The sequence below is a fragment of the Jatrophihabitans sp. genome, from assembly GCF_036000465.1.
Lineage (GTDB): Bacteria > Actinomycetota > Actinomycetes > Mycobacteriales > Jatrophihabitantaceae > Jatrophihabitans.
On record NZ_DASYFV010000013.1, the window covers coordinates 148521 to 165158 of the forward strand.

At 71.5% G+C, this 16638-nt stretch carries 16 protein-coding genes; 7 read left to right on the forward strand and 9 right to left on the reverse strand.

All coding sequences use genetic code 11. The features are described from left to right. Positions 1–3: 3 nt before the first annotated feature. From VGN18_RS05110 to VGN18_RS05125, 4 genes are all read right to left on the reverse strand, one after another. The gene (locus tag VGN18_RS05110) at positions 4–162 is read right to left on the reverse strand and encodes a hypothetical protein (RefSeq protein ID WP_327538569.1); all 159 of its coding nucleotides are present in this window, start codon (positions 160–162) and stop codon (positions 4–6) included. Continuing rightward, complete coding sequence (locus VGN18_RS05115; protein ID WP_327538570.1) at positions 159–1679, reverse strand: acyl-CoA carboxylase subunit beta; 1521 nt, start codon at positions 1677–1679, stop codon at positions 159–161. The genes VGN18_RS05110 and VGN18_RS05115 overlap by 4 nt, the downstream gene beginning before the upstream one ends. Before the next feature lie 46 nt (positions 1680–1725). Continuing rightward, on the reverse strand, positions 1726–2136 hold the full coding sequence (locus tag VGN18_RS05120) for a hypothetical protein (RefSeq protein WP_327538571.1): 411 nt from the start codon (positions 2134–2136) through the stop codon (positions 1726–1728). Positions 2137–2205: 69 nt separating this feature from the next. Further along, complete coding sequence (locus VGN18_RS05125) at positions 2206–3357, reverse strand: acyl-CoA dehydrogenase family protein (protein ID WP_327538572.1); 1152 nt, start codon at positions 3355–3357, stop codon at positions 2206–2208. A 59-nt stretch (positions 3358–3416) separates the two neighbouring features. On the opposite strand from VGN18_RS05125, the gene VGN18_RS05130 reads away from it, so the two are divergent. The 3 genes from VGN18_RS05130 (at position 3417) to VGN18_RS05140 (ending at position 7230) form a co-directional block, all read left to right on the forward strand. After that, the gene (locus VGN18_RS05130) at positions 3417–3815 is read left to right on the forward strand and encodes a MerR family transcriptional regulator (RefSeq protein WP_327538573.1); all 399 of its coding nucleotides are present in this window, start codon (positions 3417–3419) and stop codon (positions 3813–3815) included. A 175-nt stretch (positions 3816–3990) separates the two neighbouring features. Beyond that, positions 3991–5325 carry a glycoside hydrolase family 16 protein gene (locus VGN18_RS05135; RefSeq protein ID WP_327538574.1) on the forward strand — a complete coding sequence of 445 codons (1335 nt, stop codon included), beginning with the start codon at positions 3991–3993 and terminating at the stop codon, positions 5323–5325. A gap of 147 nt (positions 5326–5472) precedes the next feature. Next, the gene (locus tag VGN18_RS05140) at positions 5473–7230 is read left to right on the forward strand and encodes an acetyl/propionyl/methylcrotonyl-CoA carboxylase subunit alpha (RefSeq protein WP_327538575.1); all 1758 of its coding nucleotides are present in this window, start codon (positions 5473–5475) and stop codon (positions 7228–7230) included. A 64-nt stretch (positions 7231–7294) separates the two neighbouring features. On the opposite strand, the gene VGN18_RS05145 is transcribed toward VGN18_RS05140, so the two are convergent. Both VGN18_RS05145 and VGN18_RS05150 read right to left on the reverse strand, forming a co-directional pair. Beyond that, complete coding sequence (locus tag VGN18_RS05145; RefSeq protein WP_327538576.1) at positions 7295–7684, reverse strand: hypothetical protein; 390 nt, start codon at positions 7682–7684, stop codon at positions 7295–7297. Between the two features lie 4 nt (positions 7685–7688). Continuing rightward, positions 7689–9092: an NAD(P)H-quinone dehydrogenase gene (locus VGN18_RS05150; RefSeq protein WP_327538577.1), complete on the reverse strand. Its 1404-nt coding sequence runs from the start codon at positions 9090–9092 to the stop codon at positions 7689–7691. A gap of 47 nt (positions 9093–9139) precedes the next feature. Here VGN18_RS05150 and VGN18_RS05155 point away from each other — a divergent pair, with 47 nt between their 5' ends. Beyond that, positions 9140–9604: a gamma-glutamylcyclotransferase family protein gene (locus tag VGN18_RS05155; RefSeq protein ID WP_327538578.1), complete on the forward strand. Its 465-nt coding sequence runs from the start codon at positions 9140–9142 to the stop codon at positions 9602–9604. Between the two features lie 101 nt (positions 9605–9705). Then, positions 9706–10593: a hypothetical protein gene (locus VGN18_RS05160; protein ID WP_327538579.1), complete on the forward strand. Its 888-nt coding sequence runs from the start codon at positions 9706–9708 to the stop codon at positions 10591–10593. Positions 10594–10653: 60 nt separating this feature from the next. Here VGN18_RS05160 and VGN18_RS05165 read toward each other — a convergent pair whose 3' ends face one another. Continuing rightward, positions 10654–12522 carry a bifunctional metallophosphatase/5'-nucleotidase gene (locus VGN18_RS05165; protein ID WP_327538580.1) on the reverse strand — a complete coding sequence of 623 codons (1869 nt, stop codon included), beginning with the start codon at positions 12520–12522 and terminating at the stop codon, positions 10654–10656. 158 nt (positions 12523–12680) lie between these two features. On the opposite strand from VGN18_RS05165, the gene VGN18_RS05170 reads away from it, so the two are divergent. Both VGN18_RS05170 and VGN18_RS05175 read left to right on the forward strand, forming a co-directional pair. Further along, a complete protein-coding gene (locus tag VGN18_RS05170; protein ID WP_327538581.1) occupies positions 12681–13655 on the forward strand; it encodes a permease in 975 nt (324 codons plus the stop codon). Beyond that, positions 13652–14335 carry a TIGR03943 family putative permease subunit gene (locus VGN18_RS05175; RefSeq protein ID WP_327538582.1) on the forward strand — a complete coding sequence of 228 codons (684 nt, stop codon included), beginning with the start codon at positions 13652–13654 and terminating at the stop codon, positions 14333–14335. The genes VGN18_RS05170 and VGN18_RS05175 overlap by 4 nt, the downstream gene beginning before the upstream one ends. 3 nt (positions 14336–14338) lie before the next feature. Here the strand turns inward: VGN18_RS05175 and VGN18_RS05180 are convergent, their stop codons facing one another. Together VGN18_RS05180 and VGN18_RS05185 are read right to left on the reverse strand one after the other, a co-directional pair. Next, positions 14339–15505 carry an amidohydrolase gene (locus VGN18_RS05180; protein WP_327538583.1) on the reverse strand — a complete coding sequence of 389 codons (1167 nt, stop codon included), beginning with the start codon at positions 15503–15505 and terminating at the stop codon, positions 14339–14341. After that, entirely contained in the window at positions 15502–16638 is a 1137-nt protein-coding gene (locus VGN18_RS05185; protein WP_327538584.1) for a glutamate--cysteine ligase, read from the reverse strand. Before VGN18_RS05185 ends, VGN18_RS05180 begins: the two co-directional genes overlap by 4 nt.

Sequence of the window (16638 nt, forward strand, 5' to 3'; positions counted from 1 at the left end):
GGCTCAGCGCCCGCCCCGCGCATCACGGAGTGCGGCCAGCCGGGTGGCGCGCCAGCGGGCGAACGCGTCGGGGCGCGCCTCGCGCGGCCGGCGCACGAGGGCCAGCACGACGGCCAACTCCTCGGCCGTCGCACCGCCCCGCACCCGCACGTCGTCGCTCATACCGGCGGGACGCCGTGCCGCTTCGTGGCGAAGTGGCGGGACTTGCCGACCAGCACCGAGTAGCGGCGCAGCAGCTCGGAGCGCAGCTCGGAGGGCTCGATGATGACGTCCAGCACGAGGTCGGACGCGAGGCGCAGCAGGTCGACGTCCTTCTCGTACTCGGCCCGCTTCTCGACCACGAAAGCGTTCTGCTCCTCGGGGTCGTCGATGGCCGCGATCTTGTTCGCGTACACGGCGTTGACCGCGGCCTGCGGACCCATGATCGCGATCTTCGCGGTGGGCAGCGCGATGCAGATGTCCGGACCGAAGCCGGGGCCGGCCATCGCGTACAGCCCGGCGCCGTAGGCCTTGCGGACGATGACCGAGATCTGCGGCACCGTCGCCTCGGACACCGCGCTCACCATCTTGGCGCCGTGCCGGATGATGCCCTGCCTCTCGACCTCGCTGCCGATCATGAAGCCGGGCACGTCGGCCAGGTAGAGCAGCGGGACGTTGAACGCGTCGCACAGGGTGATGAAGCGCGCGGACTTGTCGGCCGAGTCGACGAACAACACGCCGCCCTTGACCGCCGAGTTGTTGGCGACGATGCCGACCGGCCGGCCGTCCATGCGTCCGAAGCCGATGACGACCTCGGCCGCGAACAGCGGCTTGATCTCGAAGAACGAGTCGGCGTCGACGAGACCGTCGATGACCTCGTGGACGTCGAACGGCACCGACTCCTCGACCGGCACGCAGTCGTCGGTCAGCTCGGCGGCCGGTGCCTCCGCCTCCATCTCGGGCGGCTGCTCGCGCCAGCACGTCGGCAGGTAGCTGAAGAAGAGGCGGGCCTGCTCGATCGCGTCCGCGTCGTCGACCGCGAGGTTGTCACCGCAGCCGGAGACGGTGGCGTGCATGCGCGCGCCGCCCATCTCGTCGAGGGTCACCTTCTCGCCGACGACCATCTCGGCCATGCGGGGCGAGCCGAGGTACATCGAGGCGTTGCCCTCGACCATGATCACGATGTCGCAGAACGACGGGATGTACGCCCCGCCCGCGGCGGACGGCCCGAACAGGCAGCAGATCTGCGGCACCTTGCCCGAGAGCGCCACCTGGTTGTGGAAGATGCGCCCGGCGCCGCGGCGGCCGGGGAACAGCGCGACCTGGTCGGTGATGCGACCGCCGGCGGAGTCGATGAGCCAGAAGATCGGCAGCTCCTCGACGAGCGCGCGCTCGGTGATCCGGATCATCTTCTCGACGGTGCGGGCGCCCCACGAGCCGGCCTTGACCGTCGGGTCGTTGGCGACGATGAGCGCCGGCCGGCCGTCGACCAGGCCCTGCCCGGTGACCACGCCGTCGGCGGGCAGCCCGACCGACTGCGCGTTCGCCAGCTGCCCGTCCTCGACGAAGGTGCCCTCGTCGACGAGCAGCGCGATGCGGTCCCGCACGTAGAGCTTGTTCTGCGAGGCCAGCTTCGCCGCGGCACGCTCGGGCGGCGCGAGAGTCGCCTCCCGCGCCGCGCGCAGCTCCTTGTCCTTCATCGCCCGACTCCCATGACGCCACCCTGACAGAGAGGGCGGCCGGGCGTCACGCCACGTACGGCGTGCGGTCCGCCTTCTCCTCGCAGGTGAGCCCGAGCGGCGCGGTGACCATCCGGTCGCGCTCGCGATTCGCGGCGAGTCCGAGGTCGTCGCGGTGCTCGTCCAGCAACCGGCGCAGCACCGGGTGCCGGCGCGCCGTGTCGACCCACGCCGTGCGGGCGAGCTGGGCGGCGTCCTTCGGCGCGCTCCTCGGGTCGAGCGAGAGCAGCTCGATCCTGGCCCAGAGGGCCTGCGACCAGTCGTACTGCAGCGCCAGCATCAGTTCGCGGCGCGAGGAGAAGGCGGCCGGCACCTCGGGCAGCACGTCGAAGGGCAGTCCCCCGGCCGGATTGCTCCCGGCATGCACCAGCACCGACTCGACGGCGGCGCGGCGGCGGCTGTGATCGGCCCAGCTCATGACCGGAGTACCCCCTCGACCGGTGACCACATGGCGAGAGGAGCAGGACGCGGCGTGGCTGATACCTCGTCACTGGACGGGCAGACCCAGGCCACGCGCGATGAGCATGCGCTGCACCTCGGAGGTGCCCTCGCCGATCTCGAGGATCTTGGCGTCGCGGTAGAAGCGGGCCACCGGGAACTCCTCCATGAAGCCGTTGCCGCCGAACACCTGGGTGGCGATGCGGGTCGCGGTCACGGCGGCCTCGGTGGCATACAGCTTGGCGATGGAGGCGGCCTGCTTGAGCTGCGCCGCGGGGCGCCCGGCGTCCTTGAGCCAGGCCGCCTTGTAGGTGAGCAGGCGGGCGGCCTCGACCGACACCGCGAGGTCGCTCAACGCGAACGCCACACCCTGCCGCGCACCGATGGGCGAGCCGAAGGTGTGCCGCTCCTTCGAGTACTTCACCGACAGGTCGAGGCAGCCCTGGGCCAGGCCGACGGCGAGGGCGGCGATGGCGATCCGGCCGTCGTCCAGCACGGCGAGGAACTGGCGGAAGCCGTCGCCGCGGCGTCCGAGCAGGTTCTCCTCCGGCACCCGGCAGTCGTCGAAGGTGAGGCCGTGGGTGTCGGAGATGTGCCAGCCGAGCTTGTCGTAGGCCGGCTCGACGACGAACCCCTCGGTGCCCGACGGCACGATGATCGAGGAGATCTCGTTGTCACCGGTCTTCGCGGTGACGGTGACGCACGAGGTCATGTCGGTGCCGGAGTTGGTGATGAAGGCCTTGGCGCCGTTGATCGTCCAGGTGCCGTCGGCGAGGACGGCCCGGGTCTTGGTGGCCCCTGCGTCCGAGCCCGCCTCGGGCTCGGTGAGGCCGAAGCCGGCCAGCGCGCGGCCGGCGACGAGATCGGGCAGCCACGTGTGCTTCTGCTCGTCGGTGCCGTAGGTGAGGATCGGGTTGATACCCAGGCCGACGCCGGCCTCGAGGGTGATGCCGATCGACTGGTCGACGCGGCCGAGCTCCTCGATGGCGACGCAGAGCGACGTGAAGTCACCGGCGCTGCCGCCGTACTCCTCGGGGACGACGAGGCCGAACAGGCCGAGGTCACCCATGGCGCGCACGACCTCGAGCGGCAGGTGGTGGTCCCGATCCCACTGGGCGACGTGCGGGGCGACCTCGCGCTCGGCGAAGTCGCGCACCACCTTGCGGAAGGTCTCGTGGTCGGAGGACAGCTCGAAGGTCATGGTCGGTGGCTCCCGGCGGTACTTGACGTTGACGTGAACGTAAAGCCACGATAGCGCCCATGGCGGCCGAGGCGGAAAAGCGCACATGGACGGTCGGCGAACTGGCGCAGGACCTCGGCGTCACCACCCGCACGCTGCGCTTCTACGAGGCCGAAGGGCTGCTGACCCCCGAGCGGGCCGGGACGAACCGCCGCTACCGCCCGCGGGACCGCGCCCGGATGCGCCTCATCCTGCGCGGGCGGCGCCTCGGCATGAGCCTGGCCGAGTGCCGCGAGATCGTCGACATGTACGACGGCGCCGAGAGCTCCGAGCAGCGCCAGCTGACGACCCTGCTCGGCCGGCTCGACGAGATCGCCGCCGACCTGCGGCGGCGCGAGGCCGACCTGGCCCGGACCCTGACCGAGGTGACCGAGGTCGCCGCCCTCTGCCGGCGCCGGCTGGACGAGCTCACTCCCTGAACCCGGCGCTTGCCCGATGATGTTAGATTTAGGTAAAGTCGTTCTGGGAGCACACACTCTGCGTACGCACTTGATGCCAGGGTGGCTGCTGTCTGCAGACCGCAGCGGGGAATTCGCACGACACTGACGACAGCCTTGGGCAGCCGGCGTCCGTGTCAGAACGAACGGACCCCTGATGCGCGCCCTGCCCCGCCGAACCGCCGCGGTCCCGGCTGCCGTCTTCCTCGTTGTCGTCATGACGCTCTCCACTGCACTGGCCGGCGGCGCGGGGGCCGCCACCCTCGGCTCGACCCGCTCGGCCACCGCGCACATGACCGTGTTCGTCCGCGCGACCGCTCGGGCCACTGTCTCGGTCACGGAGTCGGCGACCGTCACCGTCGCCGGGTTCACGGCCTCGTCGCGCGCGACCGCCGCCCGGTCGGCCGCCTCGACGGCCGGGGCCTGGGGGACGGCGGGTGCGTGGGCGGCCGCCCGGGCGCCCCGGGCCTCCCTCGCGATCGCCCGGGCCCGCTGGATGGCCGAGAGCGTCGCCCTTCACCGGGCCACCGCGCGGGCCCAGGCCACCGCCGCCCGTCGCGCCTTCGTCGACGCCCGCCAGAACGCCCAGGCGAGCGCCGTCGCCGCGGCCCGGGCCGCGGCCACCTCACGTGCGCGGTCCGAGGCCGGCGCGGCCTACACCGCGTCCAAGCGCGCGCCGAGCCCGGCGCCGGCCCCCTGCGGCGGCCTGACCCCGGCCAAGCCGGGCGGCGGAACCTACGTGTGCTCGTTCGACGACGAGTTCAACGGCACGAGCCTCAACTCCGCGGCCTGGACCCCGGTGACCACCGCGAACGCCGGCACCGGCGAGGGTGGCGTCTGCTACGTCGACTCGCCCGACAACATCTCGGTGAGCGGCGGCTATCTCAACCTGACCGTGCGCAAGCTCAGCACCCCGATGACCTGCCAGGCGCCCGCGGGCAGTTACTCGACCTCCTACACCGGCGGCAACGTCGCCACGTGGGGGAAGTTCACCCAGACCTACGGCCGGTTCGCCGTGCGGGCGTCCTTCCCCGCCTCCACCGTGGCCGGGCTCCAGTCGTCGCTGTGGCTCTACCCCCAGACCATGACGTACGGCGCGTGGCCGTTGTCGGGCGAGATGGACATCGCCGAGGAGTACAGCCAGTACGCCGACCGGGCCGTCCCGTTCCTGCACTACGGGTTCGATCCTTCGACGGTCGACCCGGCGACAAGCACGAACATCGACACGAACACCAACTGCATGGTGAGCGACGTCCACGCCTTCCACGAGTACGTCCTCGACTGGAGGCCGGGCAACCTGACCATCAGCTTCGACGGGCAGACCTGCCTGGTGGACAACTACGTCGCGAGCGGGCTCACCGGGGCGGCGCCGTTCGACAACCCCTTCTTCATCGCCCTCACCCAGGCGCTCGGCTCCACCACCAACGCGCTGACCGCGGCGACGCAGTTGCCGGCCACGACGCGGGTCGACTACGTGCGGGTGTGGAAGTAGCCGCGACCGCAGGGCACCCGGCCGGCTGAGCCGGTCATGGCGGGGGCCACATCCCGTCCGTCCTGAGTTGACCGCCCGGTAATCTCGGCCGACGGTAGGTCGCGCCGAGCTCTTCGGCGACCGCGGCGTTACACAGGAGGCTGGCTCGTGCAGAAAGTGCTCATCGCCAATCGGGGCGAGATCGCAGTCCGGGTCATCCGGGCCTGTCGGGACGCCGGGTACACCTCCGTCGCCGTCTATGCCGACCCCGACCGCGACGCACTGCACGTGCGCATGGCCGACGAGGCCTTCGCCCTCGGCGGCACGACCCCGGGCGACTCGTACCTGGTGATCGAGAAGGTCATCGAGGCGGCCCACAAGTCGGGCGCCGACGCCGTCCACCCGGGCTACGGCTTCCTGTCCGAGAACGGCGACTTCGCCCAGGCCGTCATCGACGCCGGGCTCACCTGGATCGGCCCGTCGCCGCAGTCGATCCGCGACCTCGGCGACAAGGCGGTGGCCCGGCACATCGCCGAGGCGGCCGGCGCGCCGCTCGTCGCCGGCACGAAGGACCCGGTCAAGGACGCCGACGAGGTCGTCGCCTTCGCCGAGGAGCACGGCCTGCCGATCGCCATCAAGGCCGTCTACGGCGGCGGCGGCCGCGGCATGAAGATCGCCCGCGAGATGAAGGAGGTCGCCGAGCTCTACGAGTCGGCCGTCCGCGAGGCCACCTCCGCCTTCGGCCGCGGCGAGTGCTTCGTCGAGCGCTACCTCGACCGATCGCGCCACGTCGAGGCCCAGGTGCTGGCCGACCAGCACGGCAACGTCATCGTCGTCGGCACCCGCGACTGCTCGCTGCAGCGCCGCAACCAGAAGCTGGTCGAGGAGGCGCCCGCGCCGTTCCTCACCGACGAGCAGCGCGCGACGATCCACGCGTCGGCCAAGGCGATCTGCCGCGAGGCGAACTACTACGGCGCCGGCACGGTGGAGTACCTCGTCGGCAACGACGGGGTGATCAGCTTCCTCGAGGTGAACACCCGCCTGCAGGTCGAGCACCCGGTCACCGAGGAGACCAGCGGCATCGATCTCGTCCGCGAGCAGTTCCGCATCGCCGAGGGCGAGAAGCTGCGCTTCGACGTCGACCCGACACCGCGCGGGCACGCCTTCGAGTTCCGCATCAACGGCGAGGACCCGGGCCGCAACTTCCTGCCCGCGCCCGGCACCGTGACCACCTACGTCGAACCGGGCGGGCCGGGTGTGCGCGTCGACTCGGGCATCGACGGCACGTCGGTCATCGGCGGCGCGTTCGACTCGCTGCTGGCCAAGCTCATCGTGCACGGCGAGAACCGCGACGAGGCCCTCGCCCGGGCCCGCCGCGCCCTCGACGAGTTCGTCGTCGACGGCATGGCCACCGCGCTGCCGTTCCACCGCGCGGTCGTGCGCGACGACGCCTTCACCGCCGATCCGTTCACCATCTTCACCCGCTGGATCGAGACCGAGTTCGACAACCGGATCGAGCCGTTCGCCGGCGGCGCCGATGCCGAGGACGACGCGCTCCCGCGCGAGACCGTGGTCGTCGAGGTCGGCGGCAAGCGGCTCGAGGTGTCGCTGCCGGCCGGGTTCGGCGGCGGCGGTGGCGGCGGGGGCGCCCGGAAGGCCGCGCCCAAGCGCTCCGGCGGCAAGAAGTCCGGCGCCGCGGCCTCGGGCGACTCGCTCACCGCCCCGATGCAGGGCACGATCGTGAAGGTCGCCGCGGCCGAGGGCGACACCGTCGAGGCCGGTCAGGCCATCGTCGTCCTCGAGGCGATGAAGATGGAGCAGCCCATCAACGCGCACAAGGCCGGCACGATCACCAACCTCAAGGCCGAGGTCGGCGCCGTCGTCACCTCCGGCAGCGTCATCTGCGACATCAAGGACGCCGAATAGACCGCTTCCCCTCCGGCTGACCCCAGAACTCCGTCCAGATCTGGGGCGGACGAGAGGGGAGCGGCTACTCGGGGGCGGCGCCGCGGCGGCGGGTGATGCGGTCGATCATCTCGGCGCGGCGGCGGGCGATCGTGGCCATCTCGTCGGCGCGGCGACGGATCGCCTCGACGTCGGCGCCGGAGGTGAAGACCATGGCCCAGCCGCCGTCGCCCTCGAGCTCGGGTACGCGCTCGACGATCTCCTCCTGCAGCACGTGGTGCGTGCCGTTGAACGAGTGCTCGATGTCGACCACGGCGACCAGCACGTGGCCGTCGGGGACATCGGGCAGAGCGGCCACGATGATCTCGGCGTGCTCGGCGAACACCGCCGCCGCGTCGGCCGTGCGTCCGGCCCGGTGCCGGGCCTCGGGTGAGTAGTCGCCGTGCATCGCCATAATCGGGGCCTCATTCGTCATGGAGTCAGTCAAGGTCGTCGTGCAGCATGAGCCGGCGGGCGGCCTCGGCCACCGAACCGGACAGGGACGGGTAGACGCCGATCGTCGACGCCAGATCGTTGACGGTCAGGCCGCGGTGCACCGCGAGGGTCAGCGGGAAGATCAGCTCGGACGCGTTGGGCGCGACGACCACCCCGCCGATGACCACGCCGGTGGCCGGGCGGCAGTACATCTTCACGAAGCCGTCCTGGTGGCCCTGCATCTTGGCCCGGGCATTGGTCGCGAGCGGCAGCATGACCGTCCGCGCCGGCACCGCCCCCGACGCGATCGCCTGGTAGCCGATCCCGACGGTGGCGATCTCGGGATGGGTGAAGACATTGGCCGCCACCGTCTTGAGCCGCAGCGGCGCGACCGCCTCACCGAGCGCGTGCCACATGGCGATGCGGCCCTGCATGCCGGCGACCGAGGCGAGCAGCAGCACGCCGGTGCAGTCGCCCGCCGCGTAGATCGACGGCACGGACGTGCGCGAGACGCGGTCGACGGCGATGTAGCCGTGCTGGTCGAGCGCGACGCCGACATGCTCGAGGCCGAGGCCGTCGACGTCCGGGACGGAACCGACGCACATCAGCGCGTGCGAGCCGGTGACCCGCCGTCCGTCGACCAGCTCGACCACGACGCCGCCGGCGGTCCGCGAGACCGACGCGGCCCGGGCCCGCTTCATGAGCGTGCCGCCGCGGCGGGTGAAGACGTTCTCGATCACGTCGGCGGCGTCGGGGTCCTCGCCCGGCAGGACGCGGTCGCGGCTCGACACCAGCGTGACCGGCACGCCGATCTCGCTGTAGCCCGACGCGAACTCCGCGCCCGTGACGCCCGACCCGACGACGACGAGGTGCGACGGCATCTCGTGGAGGTCGTAGACGTCGCGCCAGGACAGGATCCGCTCGCCGTCGGGCACCGCGGTCGGCAGCGTGCGCGGGGTGCCACCGGTGGCCAGCAGCACGATGTCGGCCTCGACCGTGCCCGCGACGTCTCCCGCGGGGTCGACGACGTCGAGCCGGTGGGTGCGGGGCGGCTGCATCGCGCTGAACCGGCCCCGCCCGGGCAGCACGGTGACGCCTTCGCGGGCGAGCCGCTCGGCGATGTCGGTCGACTGCTGATGCGCAAGTTCCTTGATGCGGCCGTTGACGGTGGCGAGATCGACGGCGACGTCGGCCCCGGCCGTCCCGACCCCCACCTGCGGGGCGTCGCGCAGCGCACTGACCCGCTCACTGGTGGCGATGAGGGTCTTGCTGGGCACGCAGTCGGTCAGCACGCAGGCACCGCCCAGACCGTCCCGGTCGATGACGGTGACCTCGGCGCCGAGCTGGGCCGCGACGAGGGCGGATTCGTACCCGGCGGGGCCGCCGCCGACGATCGCGATGCGTGTCACGCGTCCATTGTCCCGTGCTGTTCTCGGGCTGAGTACGCTGCCCTGAAATGACTGGGTCGAGCGGGCTGTACGCGGCGTACGGCTCCAACATGGATCCCGAGCAGATGCTCGAGCGCTGTCCGCACTCCCCCGCGGCCGGCACCGGCTGGCTGCCCGGGTGGCGGCTCACGTTCGGCGGCGAGGAACACGGCTGGGACGGCGCCCTGCCGATGATCGTCCCCGACCCCGACAGCCAGGTGTTCGTGGCGCTGTTCGAGATGTCGCCGCCCGACCTGGCGCTGCTGGACACGTGGGAGGCCGCCGACACCGGCCTGTACGACCGCATCCGGCTGCGCGTCTCCACGCTCGACGACGACGTCCTCGCCTGGGTCTACATCCTAAACGGCTACGAGGGCGGCCTGCCGTCCGCGCGGGCCATCGGCCTGATGTCCGACGCCGCCGAGAAGGCCGGCGCGCCGGACGAGTACGTCGCCGAACTGCGGGCCCGGCCCTGCCGCTCGCTGGGCGAGTAGGCAGTATCGGCTGCCCCTCGGGGCACACCTCCCGATTTCGGTTGCCGGGGCGCGTTCTGGGTCGGTTGGCTTCGGCCATTCCCCAGAGCAAAGGAGCCGACATGACCGTGGTCACCGTAGCCGGGCACGGCGGATGGGACCGGCAGGAACTCGCATCGCGCGGAGAGGCCAACTGGATCTCCGCCGCGCGCATCCCGGTGTACTTCTTCACCGAGAACATGAAGAGCATGTGGGGCATGGCCAAGAAGGGCGGCGCCCTCGGCGAGGCCGACATGCTGGCGACGGCGGACGCGGCCGACCTCATGGAACTGGTCAACCAGGGCATGTACAGCCGCAAGGTCGACGCCGGCTCGGGCTGCCTCAACTACGTCGTGGGCGACGACGAGACCAGCGACGACCTCACCGCCGGCGACGGCGTGGTGCTGCACCACGGCGGTGAGTACAGCCTGCAGAACCTCATGGACACCTACACCGATGCCACTGCGATCTTCTGGTGCTGCTGCAGCGCGATCATGCTCAACGACGCCGGCGGGTCGGAGCTCGGCGTGGACGAGGGCCAGCACGTGTTCGACAAGAACACCGGTGAGTGGCTCGACGCGAACGCCGGCGACCAGCGCGACTGGAAGGGGGTGTCCGGCGACTTCACCCCGCAGGGCGTGCAGCAGTGCGACGCGACGTGCGCCGAGTGCAACGGCCGCTGCCGTCTCGGCACCGAGCACCACGGCGTCTACGCCCACCAGTGCGACCAGGGGCACACCTTCAACGACGACCAGGCCGGGCTCGGCATCGCCCAGCTGCACGGCGACCAGCCGGGGGAGCAGGCGACGAGCTGGATGGACGACCCCGACTGGAAGAACTTCATCGAGCGCCTGGTCACCTCGGACGCGGCGACGTCGCGGCAGATGTGGGACGAGCTCGGCTTCGACACCCAGGCGCAGCTGCGCCAGAACGACCGCGTCGCGACCTGGGCCGGCACCGCCGGGGTCTGACGCCTCGAACCACGACACCGCTCGCCGGGCCCGGAGCCCGGCGAGCGGTGTCGTTCGTGTCTAGGCGCCCGGAGCGACGATGCGGTTGAGCGCCGGCGGCGCGACCGGGCTGTGCGAGGCGAAGTACGAGGTCAGCGCGTCGATGTCCTGCGCCCCGCCGAGCGGGTTGGTGCCCTGGTTGAACACGGTGAACCCGTCCCCGCCGGTGGCCATGAAGTTGTTCATGGTGACCCGGTAGGAGGCGGCCGGGTCGACCAGCACGCCGGAGATCCAGATCCGACCGATCCGGTCGGCACAGGCCGCCGCACCCGGGGTGGACTCGTACTTCAACGTGGCCGAGATCTGCATGACCCGCTGCGTGGTCTGCCCGCCGCAGCCGACGAACTGCTGCTCGAGGACGCTGCGGATCTGGGCCCCGGTGAGCGTCTTGGTCACCAGCGAGTTGCCGAACGGCTGGACGGTGAACGCCTCGCCGTAGGTTATCTGGCCCGGCGCCTCGCCGCCCGCGCTGTTCGTGTAGATCATGTCGGCCCGCACGCCGCCGATGTTCATGAACGCCGCGACCGCGCCGCCCAGCGTCGGGGCCTTGGTGGCCTCGTACTGCGAGTCGGCGATGACGTCACCCATCGTGGTCTCGCCGAGCGGCGAGGGGGTGCGGGTGAGGTCGGCCGTGATCGAGCCGATCACCTTGTTGGCCAGCGGCGCCGAGGCGGCGACGTACTGGTCGACGACCTTCTGCACCGCCGGGTCCGCGAGCGAGGGGTCGGGCTGGCGGGTGACCCCCGGGCCCGGCTTGTTCTGCGCGTTGTTGACCAGGACGTTGGTGGCATCGGCGCTGACGAGCTCGCCGTTGGTCGACTGCACGGTGAGGTCGATGTCGCTCAGCACGCGCCCGAACGACGATGCACTGGTGATGAGCCGGGTGACGCCGTTGGTCGTGATCGTGCAGCGGTACTCGGCGTGCGTGTGGGCCGAGATGATCACCTTGATCGACGGGTCGAGCCGCTGGACGATCTTCTCGATGTCACTGCCGGCGAGGTTGCCGGCGCAGCCGTTCAGGGTCGCAGGCCCGCTCTGGAAACCACCCTGGTGGATGACCAGCACCGGGACCTTCACGCCCTTCGCGGCGAGGGCGGCGACGGCGCGGTTGGCGGCGTCGGCCTCGTCCTGGAAGGTGAGCCCGGCGACGCCCGTCGGGGTGACGATCGACGGCGTGTCCTTGAGGACCTCACCGATGAAGCCGACCTTGACCTTGTGATTGCCGAGGTCGGTCGGGAAGGACTTGATGCCGTAGGCCGGGAACAGGGTCTTGCCGGTCGAGTCGACGACGACGTTGGCCGACAGGTACTGGAAGTCGGCGCCCGGGAAGGTGGCGCTGGTGCCGCCGTTGGCCAGCGCGTAGGGGGCGCCGGTGCAGCCGTCGGCCGAGCAGCCCCCGTTCTGGATGCGCAGCAGCTCCTGGCGGCCCTTGTCGAACTCGTGGTTGCCCACCGACGCGAAGTCGGCGTGCATCAGGTTCGAGACGATGGTCGAGGGCTCCTCGTGGAACAGGCTGTTGGCGAGCTGGCTCGCCCCGATGCCGTCGCCGGCGAAGATGGTCGCCTCGTTCGCGCCGTACGTCCGCTGCCGGTCCTTGACCACCTTGGCCAGGTAGGCCGCGCCGCCGGCGAAGGACCCGTAGAGGGTCTGGCTCGCCGGGTCGAGGGTGCCGTGCAGGTCGTTGTAGGCCAGCAGGTGCACCTGGGTGGTCTTGCCGGTCGGCCGCGCGAAGGTGACCGCCACCTTGTCCGACAGCGACTGGGCGCCGGCGATGGTCACCGCCGCGGCCGTCTGGGTGGTGGACGTCGCCAACGGGGCCACGAGGGCGACGCCGAGCGCCGTCGCCGCTAGGGCTGCCTGGACGCCGCGGGCTCGCAGGGCATCACGCATGTCTCCCCCAAGGGTTGCTCGTTCGTCGCGGCCGGGTCCGCGCCGGCCAGGGCCACCCAGGTCGGCACGAACTGAACATTCCGCATGCAGGACCTGAACGTAGCCTGATAGGCGGCACAGTTCCAGAGGCATCCGGAGCGTCGTTAGGTTGTACGCCTATGAGCACCTCGACGGTGACGCGACGGCGTGCCGACGCCGGCATCGCGATCATCGTGGCGGTCGTGGTGGTGGCCACGCTCGCCCGCCCGCTCATCCATGACCTGGTCGCCCGCCCGGCCGTCGCGAACTTCGCCACCGTGTTCGTGGCGATCGTCCTGCAGGCCGTCCCCTTCCTCGCCCTCGGCATCACCGTGAGCGCCGCGATCGCGACGTTCGTGCCGCCCGGCCTGCTGCCCCGCGTGCTGCCCAAGCGGCCCGAACTCGCCGTGCCGGTGGCCGCGGTCGTCGGGGCGGCCCTGCCCGGCTGCGAGTGCGGCTCGGTGCCCATCGCGCGCCGTTTGGTCGATCGCGGGGCCCCGCCCGCGGCGGCGCTGAGCTTCCTGCTGTCGGCCCCCGCCATCAACCCGGTGGTGCTGGTGGCGACCTCGGTCGCGTTCCCGGGACGTCCCGAGATGGTGCTGGCCCGCTTCGTCGCCAGCCTGCTCGCCGCGTCCGTCGTCGGCTGGGTCTGGGCCCGCCTCGGCCGCGACTCGCTGCTCGTCTCGCGCCGCAACGCGCACGCGCACACCGGTTCCAAGCCGTCGGTGTTCCTGCAGACCGCCCAGCACGACTTCCTCACCGCCGGCGGCTTCCTGATCATCGGCGCCGCGACGGCGGCGCTGCTGCAGACGGTGGTGCCGCGGCGGGTGCTGGACTCGGTGGCCGGCAACGGGATTCTCGCGGTCGTCGCGCTCGCCGCCCTCGCCGTGATCATGGCGATCTGTTCCGAGGCCGACGCGTTCATCGCGGCCAGCCTCAAGCAGTTCTCGCCCACCGCGCAGCTCGCGTTCATGGTGGTCGGGCCGATGGTCGACGTGAAGCTGATCGCGCTGCAGGCGGGCACGTTCAGCCGGGCCTTCGCGGTCCGGTTCGCCCCGCTCACCCTCGTCGTCGCCACCGCGTCGGCCGCCCTCGTCGGAAGCCGGCTGCTGTGAAACCGGCGGCGGGCACCCTCACCGCGCTGGTCGGGCTGCTCACGATGCGGCTCACCGTCGACGGCTCGTTCCAGCGCTACGTGCGGACGAGCATGCGGCCGTGGCTGCTGATCGCGGGCGTCGCCCTGCTCGCGCTCGGCATCGTGGCGATCGCGATCGGCATCCGGACGCCCGCGGAGCCGGCCGACGACGACGACCACGGTATCGGCGTCGGATGGCTGCTGCTCGTGCCGGTCGTCGCGCTGCTGCTCGTGGCACCGCCGACGCTCGGCAGCTTCGGCGTCGACCGCTCGACGGCGATCCGGGTGACGGCGGGGCGCAGCTCCCTCCCCCCGCTGGCGCCGAGCGACCAGCCGATCCCGATGACGCTGCAGGAGTACACCGAGCGCAGCTTCGACCACGCGGGCGCCTCGATGAGGAACGCCGTCATCTCGCTGACCGGGTTCGTGGCCAACGGCGCGACCGCGACGTCGTTCCGGCTCGCCCGCTACCAGATCTCGTGCTGCGCGGCCGATGCCGCCGCGGCCGTGGTGAAGGTGATCGGCTTCTCCGGCTCGGCACCGCCCCGCGACCAGTGGTTGACCGTCACCGGCCGGGTGAGTTCGGTCGAGGGCGAGGACCCGGTGCTGAGGGCCACCACCGTGCGCGACATCTCCGCCCCCGAGGATCCGTACGAGTAGCCGCTACTCCTCGGCGTCGGCCCGCGCGTCGGCGAGCGCGCTGTGCGCGAGCGCCACGCTGTAGCGCACGCCCAGCATCAGCGCGTCCTCGTCGATGTCGAAGGTGCCCTGGTGCAGGTCGAACGCCGGCGCGCCCGCCTTGCGCACGCCGAGCCGCGCGAGGGCACCGGGGATCTCTTCGAGGTACCAGGCGAAGTCCTCGCCACCCATGCTCTGCGCGGTGTCGACGAGCGCGTCCTGCCCGAGCGCGTGGACGACCGCCTGCCGCTGCACCGCGACGGCCTCGACGGCGTTGATGACCGGCGGCACGCCCTTGGTGTACTCGGTGTGCGCCCGCACCCCGGAGGGCGCGACGATCTGGTCGACGAGCGCGCTGACGAGCGGACCGGCGGAATCCCAGGCGTCGCGGTCGAACACGCGCAGCGTGCCGCGCAGGCGTCCGGACATCGGTACGGCGTTGGCGGCGCGGCCGGCCTGCACCGAGCCCCACACCATCGACAGCGCTGCCCTCGGGTCGACCCGGCGGGACAGCAGGCCGGGCAGGTCGGTGATGAGCTGGCCCGCGGCGAAGACGAGGTCCTGGGTGAGGTGCGGTCGGGCGGTGTGACCGCCCGACCCGGCGAGCGTGACCTCGATGTGGTCGCAGGCCGCCGTGATGGCACCGACGCGCACGCCGACGTGGCCGGTGGCGACGCGCGGGTCGCAGTGCAGCGCGTAGATCTGCTCGACGCCGTCGAGCACGCCGTCACCGACGGCGGCGAAAGCCCCGCCGGGCACCGTCTCCTCGGCCGGCTGGAAGATCAGCCGTACCCGCCCGTCGATCGGCTGGCGGGCCAGTTCGTGGGCGACGCCGAGCAGGATCGCCGTGTGCGCGTCGTGACCGCACCCGTGGCACAGGTCCTCGACCGTCGAGCGGTAGGGCACATCCTTGAGGTCGGCGATCGGCAGCGCGTCGATGTCGGCCCGCAGCGCGATCATCGGACCGTCCGAGCCGAGGTCGCAGACCACGCCGGTGCCGCTCGGCAGCACCTTGGGCGAGAGCCCCGAGGCCCGCAGCCGGTCGACGATGACCTCGGTCGTGCGGTGCTCGGCGAAGGCCAGCTCGGGGTGCGCGTGCAGATCGCGACGGATCGCGACGACGTCGATGCTCTCCGGGCTGAAGACATTCACAGGTGCAGACCGTCCCGCATCTCGGCCAGCAGCAGGTCGACGACCGGCACGAGGTCGCCCCCGTTCGCGGCCGCGGTGGCGCGCTGGCGCTGGTAGCTCGCGCCCCGCTCCATGAGCCGCGGAATCATCTCGAGCTCCTGCACGCAGTCGAGGCGGCGCGCGATCGGCAGGAGGTCCTCGACGAGGTCGTTGATCGCGTCTTTGACCGGCTGGACGGTGCCGGAGTTGTCGATGACGATCTCGGCGTCGAGCCCGTAGCGGGCGGCCCGCCACTTGTTCTCGCGCACCAGCCAGGGGCGCGGGTCGGGCAGCTGGTAGCCGTTGTCGAGCTGGCGGTCGAAGCGCTCGACGAGGCACTGCGCGAGCGCGGCGACGCAGGCGATCTCGTCCAGCGAGGGCAGGCCGTCGCAGATGCGCAGCTCGACGGTGCCGAAGTTCGGGTGCGGACGGATGTCCCACCACACCTCGCGGATCGACTCGATCGCGTGCGAGGAGAGCAGGGCGTCCATGTACTTCTCGAAGGCGTGCCAGCCGGACAGCTGGTAGGGCAGGCCCGCCGTCGGCAGGGCCTCGAAGATCTTCGAGCGGTACGACGCGAGCCCGGTGTCCGAGCCGATCCAGTACGGCGAGGACGCCGAGAGCGAGAGGAAGTGGGGCAGGTAGCCGAGCAGGGCGTTGACGATCGGGATCGCCTTCTCGGGCGCGCGGATGCCGCAGTGCACGTGCACGCCGAAGATCTGCAGCTGCCGGGCCATCCACTGGTTGCGCTCGATGAGCGCGTGGTAGCGCGGTAGGTCGGTGACGCGCTGGGTCGACCAGTCCGTCATCGGGTGCGTGCCGCTGCAGAGCAGCCCGATGTTCCGCGGGGTCGCGATCTTCTCGAGCTCGGCGACGGTGCCCGCGAGGTCGGCCCGCGCCTCGGCGACCGTCTGGCAGATACCGGTGATGACCTCGACGCACGACTGGAGCAGCTCGTGCTTGGCCTTCGGATGCTCGCCGTCGCCGTTCTCGGAGATCTCGGCGAGCAGCGCGTCGGAGGCGCCGGTGAGCTGGCGGGTGTCGAGGTCGATGAGCTCGAGCTCCCACTCCACGCCCAGGCTGGTGCGCTGCGACGGCGAGAAGTCGATGTGCAT

Bases quoted from the DNA above. Each gene is read 5' to 3' on its own strand.
- VGN18_RS05110 (WP_327538569.1), bottom strand. From the start codon at position 162: ATGAGCGACGACGTGCGGGTGCGGGGCGGTGCGACGGCCGAGGAGTTG.
- VGN18_RS05115 (WP_327538570.1), bottom strand. From the start codon at position 1,679: ATGAAGGACAAGGAGCTGCGCGCGGCGCGGGAGGCGACTCTCGCGCCG.
- VGN18_RS05120 (WP_327538571.1), bottom strand. From the start codon at position 2,136: ATGAGCTGGGCCGATCACAGCCGCCGCCGCGCCGCCGTCGAGTCGGTG.
- VGN18_RS05125 (WP_327538572.1), bottom strand. From the start codon at position 3,357: ATGACCTTCGAGCTGTCCTCCGACCACGAGACCTTCCGCAAGGTGGTG.
- VGN18_RS05130 (WP_327538573.1), top strand. From the start codon at position 3,417: ATGGCGGCCGAGGCGGAAAAGCGCACATGGACGGTCGGCGAACTGGCG.
- VGN18_RS05135 (WP_327538574.1), top strand. From the start codon at position 3,991: ATGCGCGCCCTGCCCCGCCGAACCGCCGCGGTCCCGGCTGCCGTCTTC.
- VGN18_RS05145 (WP_327538576.1), bottom strand. From the start codon at position 7,684: ATGACGAATGAGGCCCCGATTATGGCGATGCACGGCGACTACTCACCC.
- VGN18_RS05155 (WP_327538578.1), top strand. From the start codon at position 9,140: ATGACTGGGTCGAGCGGGCTGTACGCGGCGTACGGCTCCAACATGGAT.
- VGN18_RS05160 (WP_327538579.1), top strand. From the start codon at position 9,706: ATGACCGTGGTCACCGTAGCCGGGCACGGCGGATGGGACCGGCAGGAA.
- VGN18_RS05165 (WP_327538580.1), bottom strand. From the start codon at position 12,522: ATGCGTGATGCCCTGCGAGCCCGCGGCGTCCAGGCAGCCCTAGCGGCG.
- VGN18_RS05170 (WP_327538581.1), top strand. From the start codon at position 12,681: ATGAGCACCTCGACGGTGACGCGACGGCGTGCCGACGCCGGCATCGCG.
- VGN18_RS05185 (WP_327538584.1), bottom strand. From the start codon at position 16,638: ATGCACATCGACTTCTCGCCGTCGCAGCGCACCAGCCTGGGCGTGGAG.